Raw genomic sequence first — 18,132 nt, forward strand, 5'->3', positions numbered from 1 at the left:
ATTTTTTGTTTTTTGAAACGATTATATTTTGCGAAAACAAAACAATTTCTTACGAACATAAGTAGGTGATTTATAATGAAGTCTTACGTATATATTTGCAACTTGATTGGAAATCTTATGGGATTAATATATACTCTTTATAGATGGTTTAGCGGGACTTCTGCAGCTTCACCTACTAACTGGAACTTAGCTAAAAATTTGTATGTATTAATTCCAATTGGAATATCTGCAGCAGCAATCCTGCTCGGATTCTTATTTTTTCAAAGATTTTTCAAACTTTTTAGCATTACCTTAATTCTTTCGGCTATGAACGCTGGTTTTCTTACGGTTGAATTTTTATTTTATATTCTACCAAACGCAAGCTTTGCGTTTGATTCTTTTATGAACCCTATAGTAATGTTCCTATTACTATACCTCATTTTTACAATTATCTCCATCACAGGCGCCACCAGTAACAAAACATAACAAGCTGAATTGTTATGTTTTGTTACTGGTGTTCGGTTTTATATTCTTTCACTACGCTTTTCTCTTCATCTTACTTTTATCAAAGGACATATTTTAAATCATCTTATGTTACTCATTATGTTATAGTATAAATATCCTGATGGTGTTCTTGTCTATAGTGGCAAAGCATATTGTGTTTATAACAACAACTTACAAACAAAGCTGGTTACCTTTTAGGTTAACTGGCTTTGTTTTATTATTCCTTCAAAATAAAACAAAGCCATTCGGCTACTTAACCAAAACTTGACGAACAATCAAATGAACTTCCTAAATCATGTGAAGTACAAGAAGATGAACGACTATCATTGTCATAGCTTCCATAATCTGAATTCGAACTAATTATATTTGATATCAATGTATGATGAAACAACATATCGTTTGTCGTACGATCGCTATTTCTTTTTACATGTCCTCGCTTCACTTTCTGTCCCTTCCTTTTCTTTCTTTTGAAAAACATATTTCTTCGCCTCCTCATAAAATAGGAAAAGCATCCGTTATGGATGCTTTTTCACTTCAACGGCTACATTCAATCTTGTACCATCGAAAGCTGGTTTCGGATTTTAGATGCCCGCCTGATGAACCGTTTAGAAAAAATATAATATAAAGAAATTTTATGAGTCGTGTTTTCCGCCACTTCTCACCATACAAATATAACACGTTTCTTCCAAAACAACCGACACTTTTCCTGCCAAAAAACGGTTACGACTCTGCCACCTTTTATTCTCTTATTTCAAACGTTTTAATTTCATTTGTTAATTCTACTGAAACTCCTAAAAATGTTTGTTCCAAATTCATGATTTTCTTTTGCATTAACCATTCTGGATATGCCAGTTGTTCAAGTATCATTCTATAATAATCTGGGTTTAACCTTAATGTGTTAGGTCGTCCTCTCTGCTGCATTTGAAATTGAACTAATGCTTGTAACAGTTCTTCACACACCATTCGCTTCACCTCTCCTTTATTATATATAACTTGTATACGTAAGAGGACAATTTTATGTGTTTGAATTACCCCTATCTTATATTGTGTGTAACTGACCCATTCGCCAAATCCCTTGATATCATTGACTTAATTAAACCTTCCCTTTTGAGTTACACAGTATGGAATTTATGAGTAACTGTATAGATTCAAAAAGAAAAAGCAATGCTTAGATTTTAAATCTAGTCATTGCTTTATCCATTGCATCTTGATTTACCCCTATATAACGTAATGTGACCTTCTCTGACGAGTGATTGAATATCTCCATGAGTAATGCTATGTTTTTTGTTTGCATGTACATATGATACCCGTATGTCTTTCTCAGCGTATGTGTCCCTATTTCATCTAAACCAAACTCTGCCGCTGCTCCACTTAATATCTTATATGCCATGCTGCGCCCAATAGGACGATTCTTCCCCTGTCTACTTTGTAATAAATACTCATGATCTTCTCTTTCTTCAATAAACCATTTAAGCTCCCTTTTAAGAGATGCAGTAATTTGTATTCGTTTCTGCTTCCCCGTTTTCTTTTCCCTCATGGATATATGGCTGCCTTTAACATCTCCTACCTTCAGTTTCAAAATATCCGAGATTCTCAGGCCTGTATTGATTCCCATAATAAAGAGAATGTAATTACGTAAACTCTTTTCCTTAAAATATTCTTTTAACTGCTGTATTTGCTCTGGATCACGTATCGGCTGAACAAAATTCATTATTCATTACCTCCAGTTTCTTCAGTCTCATACACTTCTAATCTAAGAGCAAAAGCAAGTTTATAAAACACTCTAGCCTTAACTCGTCGATAAGTACGCTCACTCATGCCAAGTTCGTTATACACCATATAATCGCATACATCTTCATCTTCTAAATAACGCTTAATAATAATGTTTCTTTGGTCCTTTCCAGCACGCCCATTTCCTAAACGACTAAGAAACTGGTCAATGCGAAATGATGTTTGCTTAATCCACTCTTCTCGTTTACTTTGCTGTATATTAGCCATCGCTACATCTTCTAATGGCTTTCCCACATCATTTGTAGGTCCGTGATATCTAATTTCATAAGAAGGAGTGACTTTCATTTCTTCACGCATCATTCCAAATTGTCTATATAAACGTACGCTTTCCAGAACACCTTCTAATTTTTTCTGCGTTGCTACTCTATCGATTTTGGGCAAGAAAGATAATTGTTTAGTCATGTAAGACCACTCCTTTTTATTTTTAAATTACTTTTGTCTTAATGCTCCACGTCTGCGTTCATATCGCGGTCCACGAATCCCCATTAAATCTTCAATATCACGAGTACTTAATTTCTCTTTTCGTTTTTTCTTCTTTGCTTGTTTGGATTGCTTTTCCCACTCACGTAACTGATCTCTTAGCACCTTCATTTCCCCATCTCCCTTTTCAAAATAAAAGGACACCTATTCCTAAAACAGCTGTAATTGCTGCTTTAAAGAATTGGTGTCCTCTAGTTTTCTAGCCGGACTAAATTATTTAGATAAGAATCCCCATTGCTTATTTAAATTATTTACTTCGTCTTGTGTCAAACTTGTTATTGTTAGTTCTTTTCGTTCTTTCTTCTTTACATTAATTTGTTCCTTAGGATAACCTTGGGCTGTCATAATTGCTTTCCATCTTTGCTTCCTCATAAAACAATTCATCTCCTCAAATCTCTTTTATTTCACTATACCAGCTTGTACAAAAATATTCCTCCAAGCTTTTTCTACTCGATACTTTTCTACTGATTTTGTACGACGAGCGATAGCTTTTCTTACTTTTCTTTTCTTCAAAGGTTTCATTCTGCTAACCTCACTTTCTATTTTGGATCGTATCTACATTCGGAAACATCGATAACACCGGCACCCTATAACCGCGTAGTTTAAATTCATATTTCTCTCCAGTATTAACTTTCGCTTGGACATCTGCTGAATCGAATTTCAACATAAACACACTATCTTTATTTACAATTACCTTTTCTGAACTATCTTCTTGTTTTACAACAATATAAAATTTATCTTGATCGTTACTTCTCTTTGTATATTTATCGATTACTTCACCTTTAACTGTTGTTACATGCGTATAATTAATCACTTCAAAAACAATTGAAAGCAATATTATTACAACAATTGCTATAAGACCAAACCGTTCTTTACTCTTCATCTTGTAACCTCACATTCTATTAAAAGGATTATTTTGTTCGGATTTTAAATTATAAAATCACTGTGCTGTGCCGTACATTAATTCACACAACCACCTATCTCTACTGGATTCGATACAGTCACACCTAACAATTCATAATTTCCAACTCATTCAGTAGTTCGCCAATACCTTCTTAAATAGGTTTGTTTTTCATTTTTGACCTCTTAATTTCTATCCATCTATCTTTTTTAAAACCAACTCGCTTTATTTGGTTTTAAAAACCATTTTTCACGGTTTCCTTGTATAAAAAACGGATTCATGCGCATACTGTAAATACCTCCTTAAATTGATTTTGTCATTTCAGTCATCCTTTTGTTTAAGCAGTTAGCTTTTGCTACCTGCTCTTTTTTGGTTTAACGAACCATTTTATTGAACGTACATATACTATCTTGAATCCTTACTTGCCCAACTATTCTATGTTCATGGCTCACACACATAAACATGGATAAATGGTTTAAGGTTTCATAAGCGGGCACTCTGGCACAAGTGCTCGTTTTATTTTTGCGATTTCCTACCAAGTTATTTTTTTATGGTTAATATATAGTTCCAATTTCCATAATCGTTATATGGAATATTTATAAGGTTATTCCTCTTAAATATAATTCCAACGCTCTTTTATTACCCTATGATTTAATCAAATTAGCTTTCACTTTATGGTTTTTAAAGCTTGCTCAACTTTGATTGGAATAAACCACATTTATTTAGCAAACATAAGAAATACAATCCCTTTGAAAAAGGAGTTATCGGTAATGTCCGACTTTAAACAACAAAAGATTTTCACTAACAATACTGATTTTTACATGTTGGTTGGAAATTATACTTCTATACTCAGTTATCATAAAACATTAGAAACTGCCACATTAGCTTTAAAGTCTATTTCTGGCTCTGATAATACATGGCCTTCCGTTTGGATTATGGCACCTGGTGAAATTTTTTTAGAACCTTATATAAATACAATCCCTGAGGAAAATAGTAATACTTCATACGATTCTTTTACTTCACTTAAAAACATTATAGGTGTGGAGGAAACTGCTAAATTTTTAGGACGTTCCTCTCAAACAATACGAAATATGTGCGTTGCCGGCAAATTACCTGCTAAAAAAATTGAAGGAAAGTGGATTCTCGATAAAACTATGCTCAAGTTCTGAAAATGAAATTTTTATACAACCCACACACAATTAAACAAACATAACTTCATATGATATATTGCATCCTTTCTTTTTGGAGTGCATAGCTGTTACAAAAGGGCACTTTCCGAAATTCCCTTCCATTTACACGCTAAATAGCGTTTTTATAAAAATCTTTTCACCTTTTAATGAGACAAACGTATATTATTGTGTAGGGCATTCCAGTCCATACGTTCACACCTTTTAGGCTAAAAGCACACTTATATGTGTGCTCTTTTTTATTTACTTTCAAATAACGATTTTATATATCTTCACAATCACATTCGTGTAGATCGTCACCGCATTCGTTACAAACACATTTTCAAAAGCTAATTTCTTTTTAATATTGAACACAATATTCGATTGATGAACATTATATATTGTTGAATTTAAATATCGAGTTATAAATTAAATTAACTTAGTGCTATAATTCGAGAGATCGATAGTTACCTTCACTTATCAACCTCATGTAATTTTAATAAAAGTTCTCAAGATTCAGCTCCTAGCAGCGCACCGTTAGGGGCTGAATTCTTTTAAATAAAGATTTGATTTAAACTTGCACATAAATTGAAAACTTACATATGATTTAATTGCTGATACTTTTCAATTTTAATCTTGGTCAAAGAGCGCTTTCCTGTGCGCTCTTTATTTTTTTTAGTGACAGGCTCCATAGATCACAACAAAACATACAATATTAAAAATTTACTCATAAAAATCTGATTACAATTTTTTTGAGTTATTTTTATTTCATGATACATTCACTTATCTTTCTAAGAGTGCATTTATATATGCACTCTTTTATTATTAAATAAGAATTTTGTTTAAATTTCATCTTCGTTTTCTAGCTGCACAAAATCAACCGATTCAGAATAATATCCGTTTGATTCACCTAACCAACGTAATGTTACATATCCCTTGATTGTTGCTAATTTATAAAACGTCCATGCACTACTTCCCCAATCGTTATCTGGTCCATCTTGATTAACTTCTTCCGCCATAGTTATAGGTGAACCGATAAGATCATCTAAATCTCCAATAATTTCTTCAATTCCAACTCCCTCACAGCACTCTTGCTCGTGGTACATTTTGTAAACTTCACCATCGGAAGTATAGAATGTTAGCTCATCCGGAACATCTTTCTTAATTTCTGTTAATACTTTTCCTAACAAAACATCAAATGCTACATAATTCATTTTTCATCCGCCCTTTCTCCCAAATAACTATTTTGTTTGATTTCCCAAGATTTTCTAACATTAAATCCTTAAATTGCGATATAATAAAATGCATAGTTACAACATTTTATTATTAGGAGGTCTAATTATGTCTTTTGCAGTATGGAGTATACTCTTACCAACTTTAATCGGTGCAATGTCTGGTGCTATTTTCGGTATAATTTCTTCTCGAAATAAGAGCAAAAATCCAAATTAAAAGCTTAATAATAAGATTTAATAACTACTTTATTGGCAGCTGATTTATCCTTGAATTTTCAGCTGCCATTTTCTATTCAAATAACGCTTTTGTTTAGTTTTTACGCACCTTATCAGCAATCATCATCATGAAATTGGCAACATCTGAACATTCTTTAATAATTTCTTCTTCATTCAAACCTAAGTCTCTATAAGCATCCAATTCACACAATAATTCCAGACACTCTTCTCTTGCTCTTTTTAGAAGCCAATAGCAATCACAATCTTGCCAACCGCCTTTATGGTCATTTTCTTGTAATTTACTTTCCATCTGTTCAGCGAACCATTTAACTTCTTCTCGCATGATATCCCCCATTTCTTAATAAAATTCAAATTTGGTCTTACTTCACATCGACACGTGCTTGACTTGCTTCTCGACTAAATCCGTCCGGATATCTCTTAGCCAATTTTGCGATATTCATTTCAGCAATATCTTGTAACGTATATCCTAATTCGTGCGCCATAATTGCTACATAATACATAATGTCCCCTAGCTCTAAGGCTAACTTATGAGTATTTCCATCCTCTTCTCCTGGGCCATGCGATGGTTGAAATCCATGACCATGATAAATTGCTTTTTTTACAATATCGGCAACTTCACCAGCTTCTCCTGTAAGTCCTAAAGCTGCATTTGAAACACGTCCTCCAAAATCAGTTTTGTTATTCCAAGTACGTAATGTCGCTTCTTGATAATCGTTTAATTCCCCGATTGATAAAATACTTGCAATCTGTAAAACCGTAGCTTCTTTTATAACCTGTTCACCTTTTCTTGCTTCATTAATTAATTTAGTTGCTTCCAATACACCATTTTCAATAACTTTCATTTTCATCTACTCCTCTTAACTAATATTTTTATTTTTAGACTTAGCTGGTGTTGTCGCTGCTTTTATCGGGTCCCATCCATAACTCAATCTAGACCTGAAAGTACTAGCGCTTATGCCGTTTGATTCAGCAATCTTAACAAGCTCCTTCCTATCAGTTTGTTTGCGGGTTGGAATACTTGCAGCATCTTTAGGATCCCAACCGTTATTTACCCTACTGTAAAAGGTGCTTGAATTAATTCCGTTTTCCGTCGCTAATTTTAACCATTTATTGTATTTACCTTCGTTCATATGCCAATATGTTCTCGGTGGTGTAGTCAAAGCTTCTTGTAAGTCCCAACCGTACCTGTACATTCTCATGTAAAGAACCCTTCTACTAATACCATTTGCTTCTGCTTGCTGATATTCCTCATCAGTTAACCATCGATTGAAAGCCATCAATTTCCCCTCCTAATCTAGTTCCAGAAATTCGGCTCTAGTACGTTTTGAATTAGTTATCCTAATCTTCTGAATACCTTTCCCGTGCTCTTCTATAGCTGCATTCCAAGCTTCAACTTCAGTTTTAGCATCAAAACAATCCATCTTTTTCCGTTCCTCTTTATCGTAAAAATGCACTTCGTAGCTTGGATTCAAAAACTTTTCACTGGTACTTATTGCGTCATAGTTGAAACTACCCATAACATCATCAATAGTTAATTGCTTCATAATCGCATCCCCAGTTATTTTATTTTTTCTGTGATGGTAGTTGATACACGATCAACTTTCCCACCTTGCCAAGTGATTACTTGTTCCCCAAACCCTGTTACTGGAGGATTCAGTGGAGTAACCTCACCATTTTTAACCACATAAATTTTATTATCAGTAACATCGATTTCAATTTTCGTAGGCTTCATACGACTGAAATCCTCCTTTTTCTTGTTAGCTAACTTTTTGTTGATGATTACGTTGTAAGTCTTGTTTCATTGACTCAAATTTTATTAACCACGCTTGCCAACGCTTATCATTTTCTACTTGTTGCTGAATTGCTACTTCACAATTACAACCGTTCGTTTCAATTACACCCGGATAAGTTTCTTTACGAATAATCCCTGTATCATGACATAATGCGCACATCTTTATTTCCTCCTTTTATACTTCAATAAACCTTTGTAAACGTTGTTTCGCTATCTCTCTTCTATAACTAGCCGCTTCATTTTTTACAGTTAGACTTGTTTCAACCATTCGGTCATATGAACGTTTGCCAACTTGATTTTTTAATTCTTTGGGTTCTAAATTACTCGTATACAGAGTAGGAAGTTCTTTTCTATACCGACCATCAATGATATTGAACAATTTTTCTTCTACCCATTCCGTAGTTTTTTCCGCTCCAATATCATCTAATATAAGTAAGTCGCATTCTAAAAGTGCTCTCATAATTTGTGTTTCATTTTCTTTGTTTTCGCTGTTAAACGTACTTCGAATACGTTGTAATAATTCTGGAACACTTTGAAATACTACGATGTATCCTTTTTTAGAAAGTTCATTTACAATCGCGGCTGCTAGGTGTGTTTTACCATTACCAGGTTCTCCCCAAAGCATTAACGATTCCCCGTTCCATTCTTTAAACGTCTTTACGTATTTCACTGCAACTTTATAAGCTGTCTCTGATCCGTTTCTATCTAGAAACGATTCAAATGTACTTTTGGAGAACCTTTCTCCTAAGTTACTAATGCTAAACAACTTTTCTATTTCTCTCTTCTTAGCAAAGTTTTGAGCTTCACGTATTTTTGCTTCTTCACGTTCTACAATACACTCACATGTAGGAAGTATTTTGTTTTTAATACGTAATTGCGGAACTTCTACAGTGATTGCTGCGATATATTTATTACAATATTCGCATGTATACCCTTCCGTTTCTTTACTACAAGCCGATGTATTCACTATCCGAGTCATCACTCTTCCGATTGATTCCGACACGTTTTTTCACTCCTTTATTTCGTTGATATTCCGTTTCTAAAGCATCCACATCCTTTAAAGTCTTCACATTATTGTTAACCCACTGTTTTAAAATGCCCTCAGCATAATTCCATTTCTTCTGCTGTTTCAAAGCACGCTCCATAGCTGCTTGTACAAGTTCTTCGCTTGTATCGTTTACCCATTGTGAAATATTTTCGGCTATGAACGAATTTAAAATCCCGAAATTATTTTCGTAGAAAGAGAAGATGCTACTACTACTTACATTCTCTGTAGTATTCTTTGTAGTAATCTCTGTATTTGTCTTACGTTTAAATGTAGGAGGCTCTTCCGTTTTATCGTAAGAGGGTGATACATTTGGTTGTAATACCCTCTTACGTTCTAATGTAGGAGGGGTGCCATTCTCCCAATATAAAATTGATATTTTTTGTATTTCTTCAGGAATGGGCTCTATAAACATTACATTGTTACATCTAGTTCCATTTACAAATACCGTACGAAACTCGATACGGACTAACCTTCTGTCCTTCAAGTAATCACATGCATCTTTTACTTGTCTTTTTGTAAAACCAAATGAATCTGCAAATTGCTGAATACCGTACGAAACTCGATACGGACTAACCTTCTGTCCTTCAAGTAATCACATGCATCTTTTACTTGTCTTTTTGTAAAACCAAATGAATCTGCAAATTGCTGATAACTCTTTTGAAGCGTATCCGCTTTAAACTTTTGTTTATATCTCACATTATTTGAATGCTCATCTCTTACTTCTGTAGGTTTGTACCAATAAACAACCTCTCCTAATATGGAAATCGCAACCATATTTGGTTTTCCATTATCTAGTGTGAGTGTTTTAAACCAACCATGATCTATGACATTTCCACGGAAGTTCATCTGTCCTATTTGTAAAACTACGTTGTTCAAATCAGCCACTTCCTTTCACAAATCGCTATGTGCGATTCGCCACTTCTAATAATTTTCTTTATTTTGTAATGCGGATAACCATTTTTAAAATACTGTTCGATCATCTTCTTTAATTCATCGTTGCTCTCTGCTAAGTCCCAAAATTTATTAGGTAATAGCACTTGATATTCGATTAAATCCATGTACTATTTCCCTACTTTCCGTGATATACTTATAACAATTGTTTTTTCTTAAAGGACCCACTGCCATGGGTCTTTTTATTTTGTTCTACGTCACTCCAAGCCCATCGTTTTATTGGTTCGTAAGTAATGTAAAGCAACAATACACTGCATGCGATAAACATTGCGAATACTACTAACGATGTTGTATCTTCCACTAAATCACCTCCCTTATTTATCAAACGATAATTTTGTTACAAATCTGAAATTCTGTTTTAACTAGCATTTGTCCCCACCTTTTGTGCTTCTACCCATTTAAGAAAATCTTCCGCTTTAACGCGTTTGCTTTTTCCAATTACGATTGTTGGGAAATCCTCTCTCTTCATGAGTGCGTATGCGGCTGATCGAGAAATATTTAAGAACTCCTGTACATCATCTGCTTTCAGTGAAAATGGTAGTTGTTTAATTTGGTACATGTTTTTTCACTCCAATCATTTTTTAGTTTAAATATGGATACACTATCTTATAGCGTCGCCCTCATTTGTAGTCTATAGGGCGACTTGGGTTGTAAAAAAAATCTCTCTCACTTTATTAGATCACTAATCGATACACCATAAAGTTCCGAAAGTTTTTTTAATTTCTCTACCGATAATCCTGATTCTCCTTTTTCAACGTTATGATAAGAACGTTTGAATTTCAGACCTAAAGCCTTTGAAACGTATTCTAAAGAATAACCATTTTTTTGTCTTAGAGATTTAATTCGTTGTGTATTTAGCATTTTAAGTCACCACCTTCAACTTCTAAACTTAGTATAACCAAAAGTAGCCCTAAAGGCAACTTTTTATTTTAAAAAATTTATTTTTTATTTTTACGTTGCCATTAGGGCTACTCATTGTTACATTTAAACTAGATACTTTTTTACAAGTAGCGCGAAAGGATGTTATAGATGAATATCATAGGGGAGAGAATATTCGAGTTAAGAAAAGAACGAAGACTAACACAAGAAAAAATAGGCGAAAATATCGGTGTCAGCAAGCAAACTATTTCCAAATATGAAAAAGGGACAAAAATCCCCTCACGCGAGAACATTGAAAAATTAGCTGATTTCTTCAATGTTCCCATTGATTACTTATTCGGGAAAAGCGATAATTCCATTAAAAGTAGCAATAACATAAAAGAAATATTTGAAAGTGATGAATTGCATTGGGATGGAAGAAAGCTGTCTCCTGAGGAGATCGAAAGCGTCAAAGCGCTTTTAGAAGTAGCTATCCAAAGAATGTTAAAACAAGAAAAAAAGGATTAGCATGAGGCTAGTCCTTTTTTTGGTTCCATTTGCTGCATGACTTCCCTTAATTCATTATCAGTAATGAATCCTTGTTTATGTATTTCTTTCAAAGCATGAAGAGTGTCATTTTCTGAGACTTTATCCCCTAATAAATATTTAATCATGGATTTTATTTTTTCTTCACTACTTACTAACAATACGAACTCCTCCATCCCAATAATTATGTGATTTTTTTAACAAACTGTGCATTTTTGTAACGTTTTTCAAAAATGCATACCCCTTAAAAAGCACTCAAGACGCTACTTAATAGTAGCGTCTTGAAAAATAATTTATAAATTTTTAATGAGTTCCTGGATCAACCATTAGATATGTAGTTTCCGCTTTACTTGAATGTGCTTGTGAAGTATCTTTGTTTTGTTCAACTGCTCCTAGTAGTCCTAAAACACATACCATTGTAAGAATAATTTTTTTCAACCTACTTCACTCCCTCTTTAATTAAAAGACGTGTTACCAAATTCGAATAGAATACATTCCCATTATTAGCGAATTTTTCTAAAGCCTCTTTGAGAACCATTATATCATTTCTATCTACAAAAAATAAATAATATAATTTAAATGCAGACAAAGTTTTTCCTTGTCTTTTTAAGTCTTCAAAATAAGCTCTAGCTTTAACTCCTGAACCAAATTTAGCATCAAAGAAAGCTTTTTCCGCTTCTCCTACAAAATCCCAATCTATTTTATCTACATTTATTCCATACTCAATTCGCAAAAAAGCTAATGTGCTATGAACTGCACGATACATTTTACTATAAGTAGTAATACCTAATTTTTTTATTAACTTTAGGCTTTCCAAAAAGTACGTTTCTGCCTGAAAAGGATTTTCAAATATAAATGACTCCCCTAAGCAACTCAACGCTTTAGCCTTTATAACTGAATCTTCTGGGGCAGATTTTATTATACTATTACAAATGTCCCTGCATTCTTTTGTTTTATTACTAAACAAATTAATATGAGACTTACGATCATTATGTTGCAAATCCAAATGTTTTTTTATAAATGCATTCTCTACTAATGGTAAGTTTTGATCGATCTTTTTAGAATACGGGACCATAGCCATGAAATTACTACTATCATACAGCGCAAACCCATGTAACATGTCTACTATTATTTGATAGTCAACATTTTTAGAGTATGGTAATTCATCTAATTTCCTTTTTAATTCTTCTCCTTCTAACTTGTTCAAATTTCTTTGATTGTATAAATCATACAAATGTAGATATTTGTTTATTTTCCCTTTTTTATCGCTGCTAATATGTTTTTTTATTAATTTTTTCATTAGTTGATACTCACCGGCTGTTTGGCAGTAAGACAGTGCCTTTTTTATGTTTAAATCACTCTCGCAAAGCAATATAAATTCTCTAATTTTCTTTCTACGTTCTGTCCAATTTGGATACAAGTCGGGAGCAATTAATAAGAATGACTCTAACTTCATTTCTTTAATTTTCCCATTTAAAATCCTATTAAGATTAGTTCTATCAATCTCTGCTTTTTTTGCTAATGTACCAATATCCAACTTAAGATAATTGATATGCTCCTGTAAGTTCTTAATAAAGCTCTTCATTCTAAAATTCCCTCCCAAATCAGAACCCAAAACATATCCCTTTTTTCTCAATAGGAAAATGAATCATAATTTTCTTTATACTTATGAAGTATGCTATACTATGTACTGACTCATGGAAACTTTCCCTATCTAGGCTAGGGTTAAATGTTATAGTTGTGTGGCCTCACATCTATAACACCGTGGGTCTTTTTTTATTCATTCTTTCACTAAATTCAGTTTATCATAAGATTTAGAATGTTCGTTCTGATTGTGGTCAAATCATGTTGAGAAAGTTTTTTTCAAAAATTCTATTTTTCACTAAGAATATTTTACCATCACAAGAACATTTGTTCTAGTTGTTTTTTTAATATAAACCAAATAATTAAGCTTTCTTATTAATTACGCCAAATTATTTGGTTTGTATAGTCTAAAAATTATGCCTTATTTATAATAAAGGCATGAATACATTTGGAGAAAATTTAAAAAAGTTTAGAAATAATCGTTCTTTAACACAAGCCGAATTTGGCGATAAAGTTCAATTGAGCCGAAGTCAAATCAGTAATCTAGAAACAAATTTCAATGAGCCCGATTTAGATTCACTAGATCGTATCGCGTCATTCTTTGATATCTCTGTCGATGCACTCATGGGCCGAAAATTCACGACAAGTGAAAAGCAATTAGAAGATGTTCTCGATGAAATTCAAACGGTTTTCGCAGGCCTGGATGAACCCCAACGAGAACAGTTCTGTAAACAACTCAAATTTTACACGCAGTTCTTAAACGAAAAAAAAGAGTTGTTATGATTTGATTTTAGAAGAAATCTTTTCCAATCGCAACGGTAAAAATTAACATATTTTTACCAAATAAAAAAGAGAGCATTATGCTCTCTTTTTTATTTTCCTGTTCCTGGATCATAAGATAAAGGACTTCCACCTCCGCCACCTGGATCAGAAATTACTTTCCATCCTATGCCCGGCTCTTGATTATGTCTCCAGCCACCACCGCCTGGATCTTTTGTGAATTCTCCCATTCTTTTTCCCTCCTTCATTTTATATATGGATATTGTAGCTTACCTTTTTTGCAACTGTAAATTGGACAAAATAAAAAGAGCCGAAGTTGGCTCCTTTTATTATTCGAATAAGCTTAAACGCTTAATAAATTTTTTCTTTCATTTACCTCAAAATTAAATCTACTTTTTATCATTTTATTAATTTGGGCTGTTGAGTTAGAAAAACCTAAGTGCGCCTTTATGAAAGAAAATTCATAATCATTTAACAATTCGATAAACGCAGTATTAACAAAAGATGAATTTAATGCTGTTACTCCTTTGAATGACACAACCACTTTCTCATTTTGTTTAAAACTGTGTCTGATTAAATCTTGAATGATTTGTCCGTCGTCATTTGAATAGCATCGTTCTACATGATCTAAAACATTAATTAATCCCATTCGCCGAAGTCCTCCTCATCTGATATTATATTTTCTATATTATCGGCCTTTAATTTTATTTGAATTAAAGTACCTGGATAATATGATGGTGATACATTATATTCTACATCACTGTCATTGTTTCCTGCTTTACAAGTTAGTATACCATGGTTAGAGTGGATATACACTTCACCACCAAGATCTTTAACAACATTATCAACTAATGTAGCTAAACCAACCCCTCTGTTTCTTGGGGTACTTCTTGTAGAAAATCCCGCTGTAATCGCCATATTTAGAGCTTCTCCATCATCCATTGAAGGATATTCCTTTTGTATATTATGTGGAATACCGACACCGAAGTCAGAAATAGTGATATGTACTGTGTTTTCGCCATCTTTATTCGGGTAGTGTTGCGCGAAAATACACCCTGTATTTTCTTGCGCATGATCCCTAATATTATTGAAAATTTCTTCCATGGAAACCGTTATATTTTTAACAGATTCAACAGTTACATCTAATCTATTTGCAAGCCAAAAAGCGAACCTACCGCGTAAGAATTGATAACTGTTTGCATATGACACCAAGTTTAACGGGATGGTTGTAGGCCTCAAACCTGCTTGTTCTCTTAATTTTTCTCCAAAGTATTGCTCAAAAAATAAAGAATCATCCAAATACCTAACGGCATCCCTACCATCTATACTTCTTGGCAATATTTTGTCGCATGTAACACCATTTTTATTTAACCACTCAAATAAATTTCCCAGTATAGTTACACCAGCAGGCTCAATAAATTTTAGTTTTCGGAAATTAAATGTAATTTCTTCAGCTTTAGGTTTTAAATCTTCATCAATTATTGCTTCTAACAATTCATACATTGTACTGCGATTAAAGCGCTGTGGAACCATTACTTCCATACCTCGTAACCCACCCATCTTCTATATCTTATACATAGTAATATGTATTTTATGTCTTTCTCTATTATAGCTTTTTTGTCGAATATTGGAACAAATAAATGAAATATATGGCTTAATAAACATCAAATTATACCTTTTACAAAAAATACGCTAACATGCTATCATTTTTATACCACTACCACATATCACAGCTTGTATCTAGAAAACGATTATGACGAGGTGAAAATCATGGCATACTTTCGTAAACGCGGTGAGAAGTGGTCTTTTACTATGGATGTCGGCAAAGACCCACTCACAGGGAAACGAAAACAAATCACTAAAGGTGGTTTTAAAACAAAGAAAGCTGCTCAAGAAGAAGTGGCTAGGGTAACAAATGATTTAGCAAATGGAGATTATGAGAATAGTGATATTCGCTTTTCTCAGCTCGTAGAAATCTGGATGCAAGAGAAAGAATCATCATGTAGACCATCAACATTGTATCAATACAAACGCATTCTACGCTCACGTGTAATGCCTGAATTCGGCGAGAAGAGGTTATCAGATATAAAACCTCTGACCGTGCATAATTTTCATCAGAAGCTACTTAAAGAGGGTCTAACAACGAAATACATTTCATCGGTTGATGTTATGTTAAAACAAATCCTCGATAAAGGCGTAGAGTTAGAAATGATTAACTCTAATCCCGCTAAGAAAGCAAAGCGGCCTAAAGTTAAAAAGAAGTCGCAAGCTAGTTGGACAGTTGAACAAGCCATGAAGTTTATGGAGTATGCAAAAATACAAGGAAGCTACTATATTGCGTTTGTTTTAGCTTTGCATACAGGCATGCGGATCGGAGAAGTATTAGCTTTACAGTGGGACGATATTAATTTCAAAAACAAGACAATTCATGTACAAAGAACATTAACGCTTGTTGATGGTAAGTATGAATTAGGTGAGACAAAAACTGAAGCATCTAATCGTATAATTCCCATGACGGAAGAATTAATGGAAGAGTTGTTAGAATATCAAAGTCATAAGAAGGAGAATTCTTTCGACTTATTAATTTGCACAAGAAATAAAAAAATCGTGCATCCATATACGATACGCTACCAAATGAAAGCTTTGTGCGAAGCAATTGACGTACCGTATATTAGATTCCACGATATCCGAAGAACGTTTACAACTATTTTAATCGATTCTGGCGCAAATGCAAAGGTTGTTTCAAAATTGCTTGGTCATACAAATGTTTCTACAACTTTAAATATTTATACTGATGTTTATGAAGAGCGTCAAATTGAAGTAACTGAAATGCTAGGAAATGTACTGAAAAGTGGTCATAGTGGTCAAAAAGTGGTCAATGAGGAAAAACAAGATGGTTAAACCCTGCGGTATAAGTGATATAATGCATTTATAGTGTAAGTTTTTTCTTTACACTATAATGAAGTCATCATAGTAAATAATATATAGAGTATCACGTTTTTCAAAAAGATGCTACATCGAAAGGAGAGATTACCATAAAAGCCAGTGGTATTGTTGTTGAATATAACCCTTTTCATAACGGTCATGCTTATCATGTGCAACAAACAAAAAAGTTAACACACTCTGATATTACAATCGCTGTTATGAGTGGCCCTTTTTTACAACGTGGTGAGCCAGCACTCGTATCCAAATGGTATCGTACCAAAATGGCCTTAACATGCGGTGTAGACCTCGTTGTAGAGCTTCCTTATGCCTTTTCAACGCAAAAGGCCGAAACCTTTGCAAATGGCGCTATTTCTATTTTAAACGCCCTACACGTTTCTGAAATTTGTTTCGGCAGTGAAGATGGACAAATCGAAAATTTTTATAACACCATCTCTGTGCAGAAAAATGAAGAAGAGACTTTTAATCGTCTTGTAAAGCAATTTATGAACGCAGGTAATAGTTACGCAAAAGCTACATCTGAAGCTTTCCTACACATTTTATCTTCTGAAAAAAATATAGACATGTCACAACCAAATAACATTTTAGGCTTCCAATACATAAAAGCAATTCTAATGCAAAATAGTTCTATGCAAGCACAAACGATAAAAAGATTCGCATCTCATTATCATGATGAAACATTTAACGACCAACATATTGCAAGCGCAACAAGTATTCGCAAACAACTTTTTAGTGAAAATAGTTCCTTTACAGAAATTGAGCCTTTCATCCCAAAAGCGACTGCTTCTCTTTTAGCGAGTTATAAACAAAACTACGGGACATTACATAATTGGGAACAATACTTTTCATTTTTTAAATACAAACTTATGACGATGTCTCCAGAAGACTTACGACATATATATGAAATTGAGGAAGGTTTAGAGCATCGTATTTTATCAAAAATACAAACCAGTTCCTCCTTCCATTCATTCATGGAAGCGTTAAAAACGAAACGTTATACATGGACTAGATTACAAAGAGCTTGTACACATATTTTAACAAATACAACAAAAGAAGAAATACATTGCGCAAATATAGAGCAACATGCACCATACATTCGTCTATTAGGCATGTCACAAAAAGGACAAACGTACCTTTCAAAAAACAAGAAAAAAATAGAGCTTCCAATCCTTACCCATACAAAAACATTTGACCATCCTACTTTACACATAGATCGAAAAGCCAATTCTGTATATTTCTCCATCATACAAGAACCATTACGAACACAACTACTAAAACAAGATGCAACACATCACCCAATTCGTTACGATGAAACAACTGCAAAATTCCTATAAAAAAAT

The 18,132-nt window shown here is 33.5% G+C and carries 32 protein-coding genes and 2 pseudogenes; 6 read left to right on the forward strand and 28 right to left on the reverse strand.

The features are described 5' to 3' along the window. Positions 1-75 precede the first annotated feature (75 nt). Positions 76-465: a hypothetical protein gene (locus PSR14_RS20370; protein WP_098486943.1), complete on the forward strand. Its 390-nt coding sequence runs from the start codon at positions 76-78 to the stop codon at positions 463-465. A 271-nt stretch (positions 466-736) separates the two neighbouring features. On the opposite strand, the gene PSR14_RS20375 is transcribed toward PSR14_RS20370, so the two are convergent. The 8 genes from PSR14_RS20375 to PSR14_RS20410 all read right to left on the reverse strand — a co-directional run bounded on the left by PSR14_RS20375 (position 737) and on the right by PSR14_RS20410 (position 3,637). Next, entirely contained in the window at positions 737-961 is a 225-nt protein-coding gene (locus PSR14_RS20375) for a hypothetical protein (protein WP_098486942.1), read from the reverse strand. A gap of 260 nt (positions 962-1,221) precedes the next feature. Next, positions 1,222-1,446 carry a hypothetical protein gene (locus tag PSR14_RS20380; protein WP_098486941.1) on the reverse strand — a complete coding sequence of 75 codons (225 nt, stop codon included), beginning with the start codon at positions 1,444-1,446 and terminating at the stop codon, positions 1,222-1,224. Between the two features lie 205 nt (positions 1,447-1,651). Next, positions 1,652-2,194, reverse strand: a complete 543-nt coding sequence (locus tag PSR14_RS20385) for a site-specific integrase (RefSeq protein ID WP_001012162.1) — start codon at positions 2,192-2,194, stop codon at positions 1,652-1,654. Next, positions 2,194-2,676: an ArpU family phage packaging/lysis transcriptional regulator gene (locus PSR14_RS20390; RefSeq protein WP_000166202.1), complete on the reverse strand. Its 483-nt coding sequence runs from the start codon at positions 2,674-2,676 to the stop codon at positions 2,194-2,196. Before PSR14_RS20390 ends, PSR14_RS20385 begins: the two co-directional genes overlap by 1 nt. Before the next feature lie 27 nt (positions 2,677-2,703). Further along, positions 2,704-2,865, reverse strand: a complete 162-nt coding sequence (locus PSR14_RS20395; protein ID WP_098486940.1) for a hypothetical protein — start codon at positions 2,863-2,865, stop codon at positions 2,704-2,706. A 102-nt stretch (positions 2,866-2,967) separates the two neighbouring features. Beyond that, positions 2,968-3,126 carry a hypothetical protein gene (locus PSR14_RS20400; protein WP_160310373.1) on the reverse strand — a complete coding sequence of 53 codons (159 nt, stop codon included), beginning with the start codon at positions 3,124-3,126 and terminating at the stop codon, positions 2,968-2,970. 27 nt (positions 3,127-3,153) lie between these two features. Continuing rightward, entirely contained in the window at positions 3,154-3,276 is a 123-nt protein-coding gene (locus PSR14_RS20405) for a DUF3983 domain-containing protein (RefSeq protein WP_098486939.1), read from the reverse strand. A gap of 10 nt (positions 3,277-3,286) precedes the next feature. Next, complete coding sequence (locus PSR14_RS20410) at positions 3,287-3,637, reverse strand: hypothetical protein (RefSeq protein ID WP_098486938.1); 351 nt, start codon at positions 3,635-3,637, stop codon at positions 3,287-3,289. A gap of 788 nt (positions 3,638-4,425) precedes the next feature. Between PSR14_RS20410 and PSR14_RS20415 the strand changes: the two genes are divergently transcribed. Then, positions 4,426-4,824 carry a helix-turn-helix domain-containing protein gene (locus tag PSR14_RS20415; protein WP_098486937.1) on the forward strand — a complete coding sequence of 133 codons (399 nt, stop codon included), beginning with the start codon at positions 4,426-4,428 and terminating at the stop codon, positions 4,822-4,824. Between the two features lie 839 nt (positions 4,825-5,663). Here PSR14_RS20415 and PSR14_RS20420 read toward each other — a convergent pair. The 14 genes and pseudogenes from PSR14_RS20420 to PSR14_RS20485 all read right to left on the reverse strand — a co-directional run bounded on the left by PSR14_RS20420 (position 5,664) and on the right by PSR14_RS20485 (position 10,942). Next, entirely contained in the window at positions 5,664-6,035 is a 372-nt protein-coding gene (locus tag PSR14_RS20420) for a hypothetical protein (protein ID WP_169509245.1), read from the reverse strand. Positions 6,036-6,363: 328 nt separating this feature from the next. Then, positions 6,364-6,612, reverse strand: coding sequence for a hypothetical protein (locus PSR14_RS20425; RefSeq protein ID WP_098487765.1), 249 nt, complete (start codon positions 6,610-6,612; stop codon positions 6,364-6,366). Positions 6,613-6,649: 37 nt separating this feature from the next. Next, positions 6,650-7,132: a nucleoside triphosphate pyrophosphohydrolase family protein gene (locus tag PSR14_RS20430; RefSeq protein ID WP_073516225.1), complete on the reverse strand. Its 483-nt coding sequence runs from the start codon at positions 7,130-7,132 to the stop codon at positions 6,650-6,652. A gap of 15 nt (positions 7,133-7,147) precedes the next feature. After that, a complete protein-coding gene (locus tag PSR14_RS20435) occupies positions 7,148-7,567 on the reverse strand; it encodes a hypothetical protein (RefSeq protein ID WP_000885278.1) in 420 nt (139 codons plus the stop codon). Positions 7,568-7,579: 12 nt separating this feature from the next. Continuing rightward, positions 7,580-7,834 (reverse strand): hypothetical protein, encoded by a 255-nt coding sequence (locus tag PSR14_RS20440; RefSeq protein ID WP_098487764.1) that lies wholly within the window; start codon positions 7,832-7,834, stop codon positions 7,580-7,582. Positions 7,835-7,848: 14 nt separating this feature from the next. Next, positions 7,849-8,022, reverse strand: a complete 174-nt coding sequence (locus PSR14_RS20445; protein ID WP_000805161.1) for a DUF3954 domain-containing protein — start codon at positions 8,020-8,022, stop codon at positions 7,849-7,851. A 25-nt stretch (positions 8,023-8,047) separates the two neighbouring features. Then, a complete protein-coding gene (locus tag PSR14_RS20450) occupies positions 8,048-8,242 on the reverse strand; it encodes a hypothetical protein (protein ID WP_098487763.1) in 195 nt (64 codons plus the stop codon). A gap of 15 nt (positions 8,243-8,257) precedes the next feature. Beyond that, positions 8,258-9,061: an ATP-binding protein gene (locus PSR14_RS20455; RefSeq protein WP_098487762.1), complete on the reverse strand. Its 804-nt coding sequence runs from the start codon at positions 9,059-9,061 to the stop codon at positions 8,258-8,260. Next, positions 9,030-9,674: pseudogene (locus PSR14_RS20460) on the reverse strand (DnaD domain-containing protein); the annotation flags it as partial. The gene PSR14_RS20455 and the pseudogene PSR14_RS20460, both read right to left, overlap by 32 nt. Next, positions 9,675-10,006 (reverse strand): annotated as a pseudogene (locus PSR14_RS20465) (DNA replication protein DnaD); the annotation flags it as partial. It abuts the pseudogene before it with no gap. Further along, a complete protein-coding gene (locus PSR14_RS20470) occupies positions 10,003-10,188 on the reverse strand; it encodes a hypothetical protein (RefSeq protein WP_098487760.1) in 186 nt (61 codons plus the stop codon). The pseudogene PSR14_RS20465 and the gene PSR14_RS20470, both read right to left, overlap by 4 nt. A gap of 29 nt (positions 10,189-10,217) precedes the next feature. Next, the gene (locus tag PSR14_RS20475; protein ID WP_044821776.1) at positions 10,218-10,382 is read right to left on the reverse strand and encodes a hypothetical protein; all 165 of its coding nucleotides are present in this window, start codon (positions 10,380-10,382) and stop codon (positions 10,218-10,220) included. A 57-nt stretch (positions 10,383-10,439) separates the two neighbouring features. Beyond that, a complete protein-coding gene (locus PSR14_RS20480; protein ID WP_000284331.1) occupies positions 10,440-10,640 on the reverse strand; it encodes a helix-turn-helix domain-containing protein in 201 nt (66 codons plus the stop codon). A gap of 107 nt (positions 10,641-10,747) precedes the next feature. Beyond that, the gene (locus PSR14_RS20485; RefSeq protein WP_000935436.1) at positions 10,748-10,942 is read right to left on the reverse strand and encodes a helix-turn-helix domain-containing protein; all 195 of its coding nucleotides are present in this window, start codon (positions 10,940-10,942) and stop codon (positions 10,748-10,750) included. 168 nt (positions 10,943-11,110) lie between these two features. Between PSR14_RS20485 and PSR14_RS20490 the strand changes: the two genes are divergently transcribed. Next, positions 11,111-11,467: a helix-turn-helix domain-containing protein gene (locus PSR14_RS20490; RefSeq protein ID WP_001021268.1), complete on the forward strand. Its 357-nt coding sequence runs from the start codon at positions 11,111-11,113 to the stop codon at positions 11,465-11,467. Here the strand turns inward: PSR14_RS20490 and PSR14_RS20495 are convergent. From PSR14_RS20495 to PSR14_RS20505, 3 genes are all read right to left on the reverse strand, one after another. After that, positions 11,464-11,646 carry a hypothetical protein gene (locus PSR14_RS20495; RefSeq protein WP_098487759.1) on the reverse strand — a complete coding sequence of 61 codons (183 nt, stop codon included), beginning with the start codon at positions 11,644-11,646 and terminating at the stop codon, positions 11,464-11,466. The genes PSR14_RS20490 and PSR14_RS20495 overlap by 4 nt on opposite strands. Positions 11,647-11,788: 142 nt before the next feature. Then, positions 11,789-11,923 carry a hypothetical protein gene (locus tag PSR14_RS20500; RefSeq protein ID WP_016718377.1) on the reverse strand — a complete coding sequence of 45 codons (135 nt, stop codon included), beginning with the start codon at positions 11,921-11,923 and terminating at the stop codon, positions 11,789-11,791. A 1-nt stretch (position 11,924) separates the two neighbouring features. Next, positions 11,925-13,070 (reverse strand): AimR family lysis-lysogeny pheromone receptor, encoded by a 1,146-nt coding sequence (locus tag PSR14_RS20505; protein ID WP_098487758.1) that lies wholly within the window; start codon positions 13,068-13,070, stop codon positions 11,925-11,927. 437 nt (positions 13,071-13,507) lie between these two features. Here PSR14_RS20505 and PSR14_RS20510 point away from each other — a divergent pair, with 437 nt between their 5' ends. Then, a complete protein-coding gene (locus tag PSR14_RS20510; protein WP_098487757.1) occupies positions 13,508-13,852 on the forward strand; it encodes a helix-turn-helix domain-containing protein in 345 nt (114 codons plus the stop codon). A gap of 89 nt (positions 13,853-13,941) precedes the next feature. Here the strand turns inward: PSR14_RS20510 and PSR14_RS20515 are convergent, their stop codons facing one another. From PSR14_RS20515 to PSR14_RS20525, 3 genes are all read right to left on the reverse strand, one after another. Then, positions 13,942-14,079: a hypothetical protein gene (locus tag PSR14_RS20515; RefSeq protein ID WP_169509528.1), complete on the reverse strand. Its 138-nt coding sequence runs from the start codon at positions 14,077-14,079 to the stop codon at positions 13,942-13,944. A 113-nt stretch (positions 14,080-14,192) separates the two neighbouring features. Continuing rightward, on the reverse strand, positions 14,193-14,498 hold the full coding sequence (locus PSR14_RS20520) for an STAS-like domain-containing protein (RefSeq protein WP_098487756.1): 306 nt from the start codon (positions 14,496-14,498) through the stop codon (positions 14,193-14,195). Further along, on the reverse strand, positions 14,489-15,391 hold the full coding sequence (locus PSR14_RS20525; protein ID WP_098487755.1) for an ATP-binding protein: 903 nt from the start codon (positions 15,389-15,391) through the stop codon (positions 14,489-14,491). The genes PSR14_RS20520 and PSR14_RS20525 overlap by 10 nt, the downstream gene beginning before the upstream one ends. Positions 15,392-15,619: 228 nt before the next feature. Here PSR14_RS20525 and PSR14_RS20530 point away from each other — a divergent pair, with 228 nt between their 5' ends. After that, a complete protein-coding gene (locus PSR14_RS20530) occupies positions 15,620-16,750 on the forward strand; it encodes a site-specific integrase (RefSeq protein WP_098487754.1) in 1,131 nt (376 codons plus the stop codon). Between the two features lie 134 nt (positions 16,751-16,884). Continuing rightward, positions 16,885-18,126, forward strand: a complete 1,242-nt coding sequence (locus tag PSR14_RS20535) for a nucleotidyltransferase (RefSeq protein WP_162837242.1) — start codon at positions 16,885-16,887, stop codon at positions 18,124-18,126. Positions 18,127-18,132 lie beyond the last annotated feature (6 nt).

Origin of the sequence: Bacillus sp. A01H (assembly GCF_045277205.1) — a bacterium.
GTDB classification, from domain to species: domain Bacteria; phylum Bacillota; class Bacilli; order Bacillales; family Bacillaceae_G; genus Bacillus_A; species Bacillus_A paranthracis.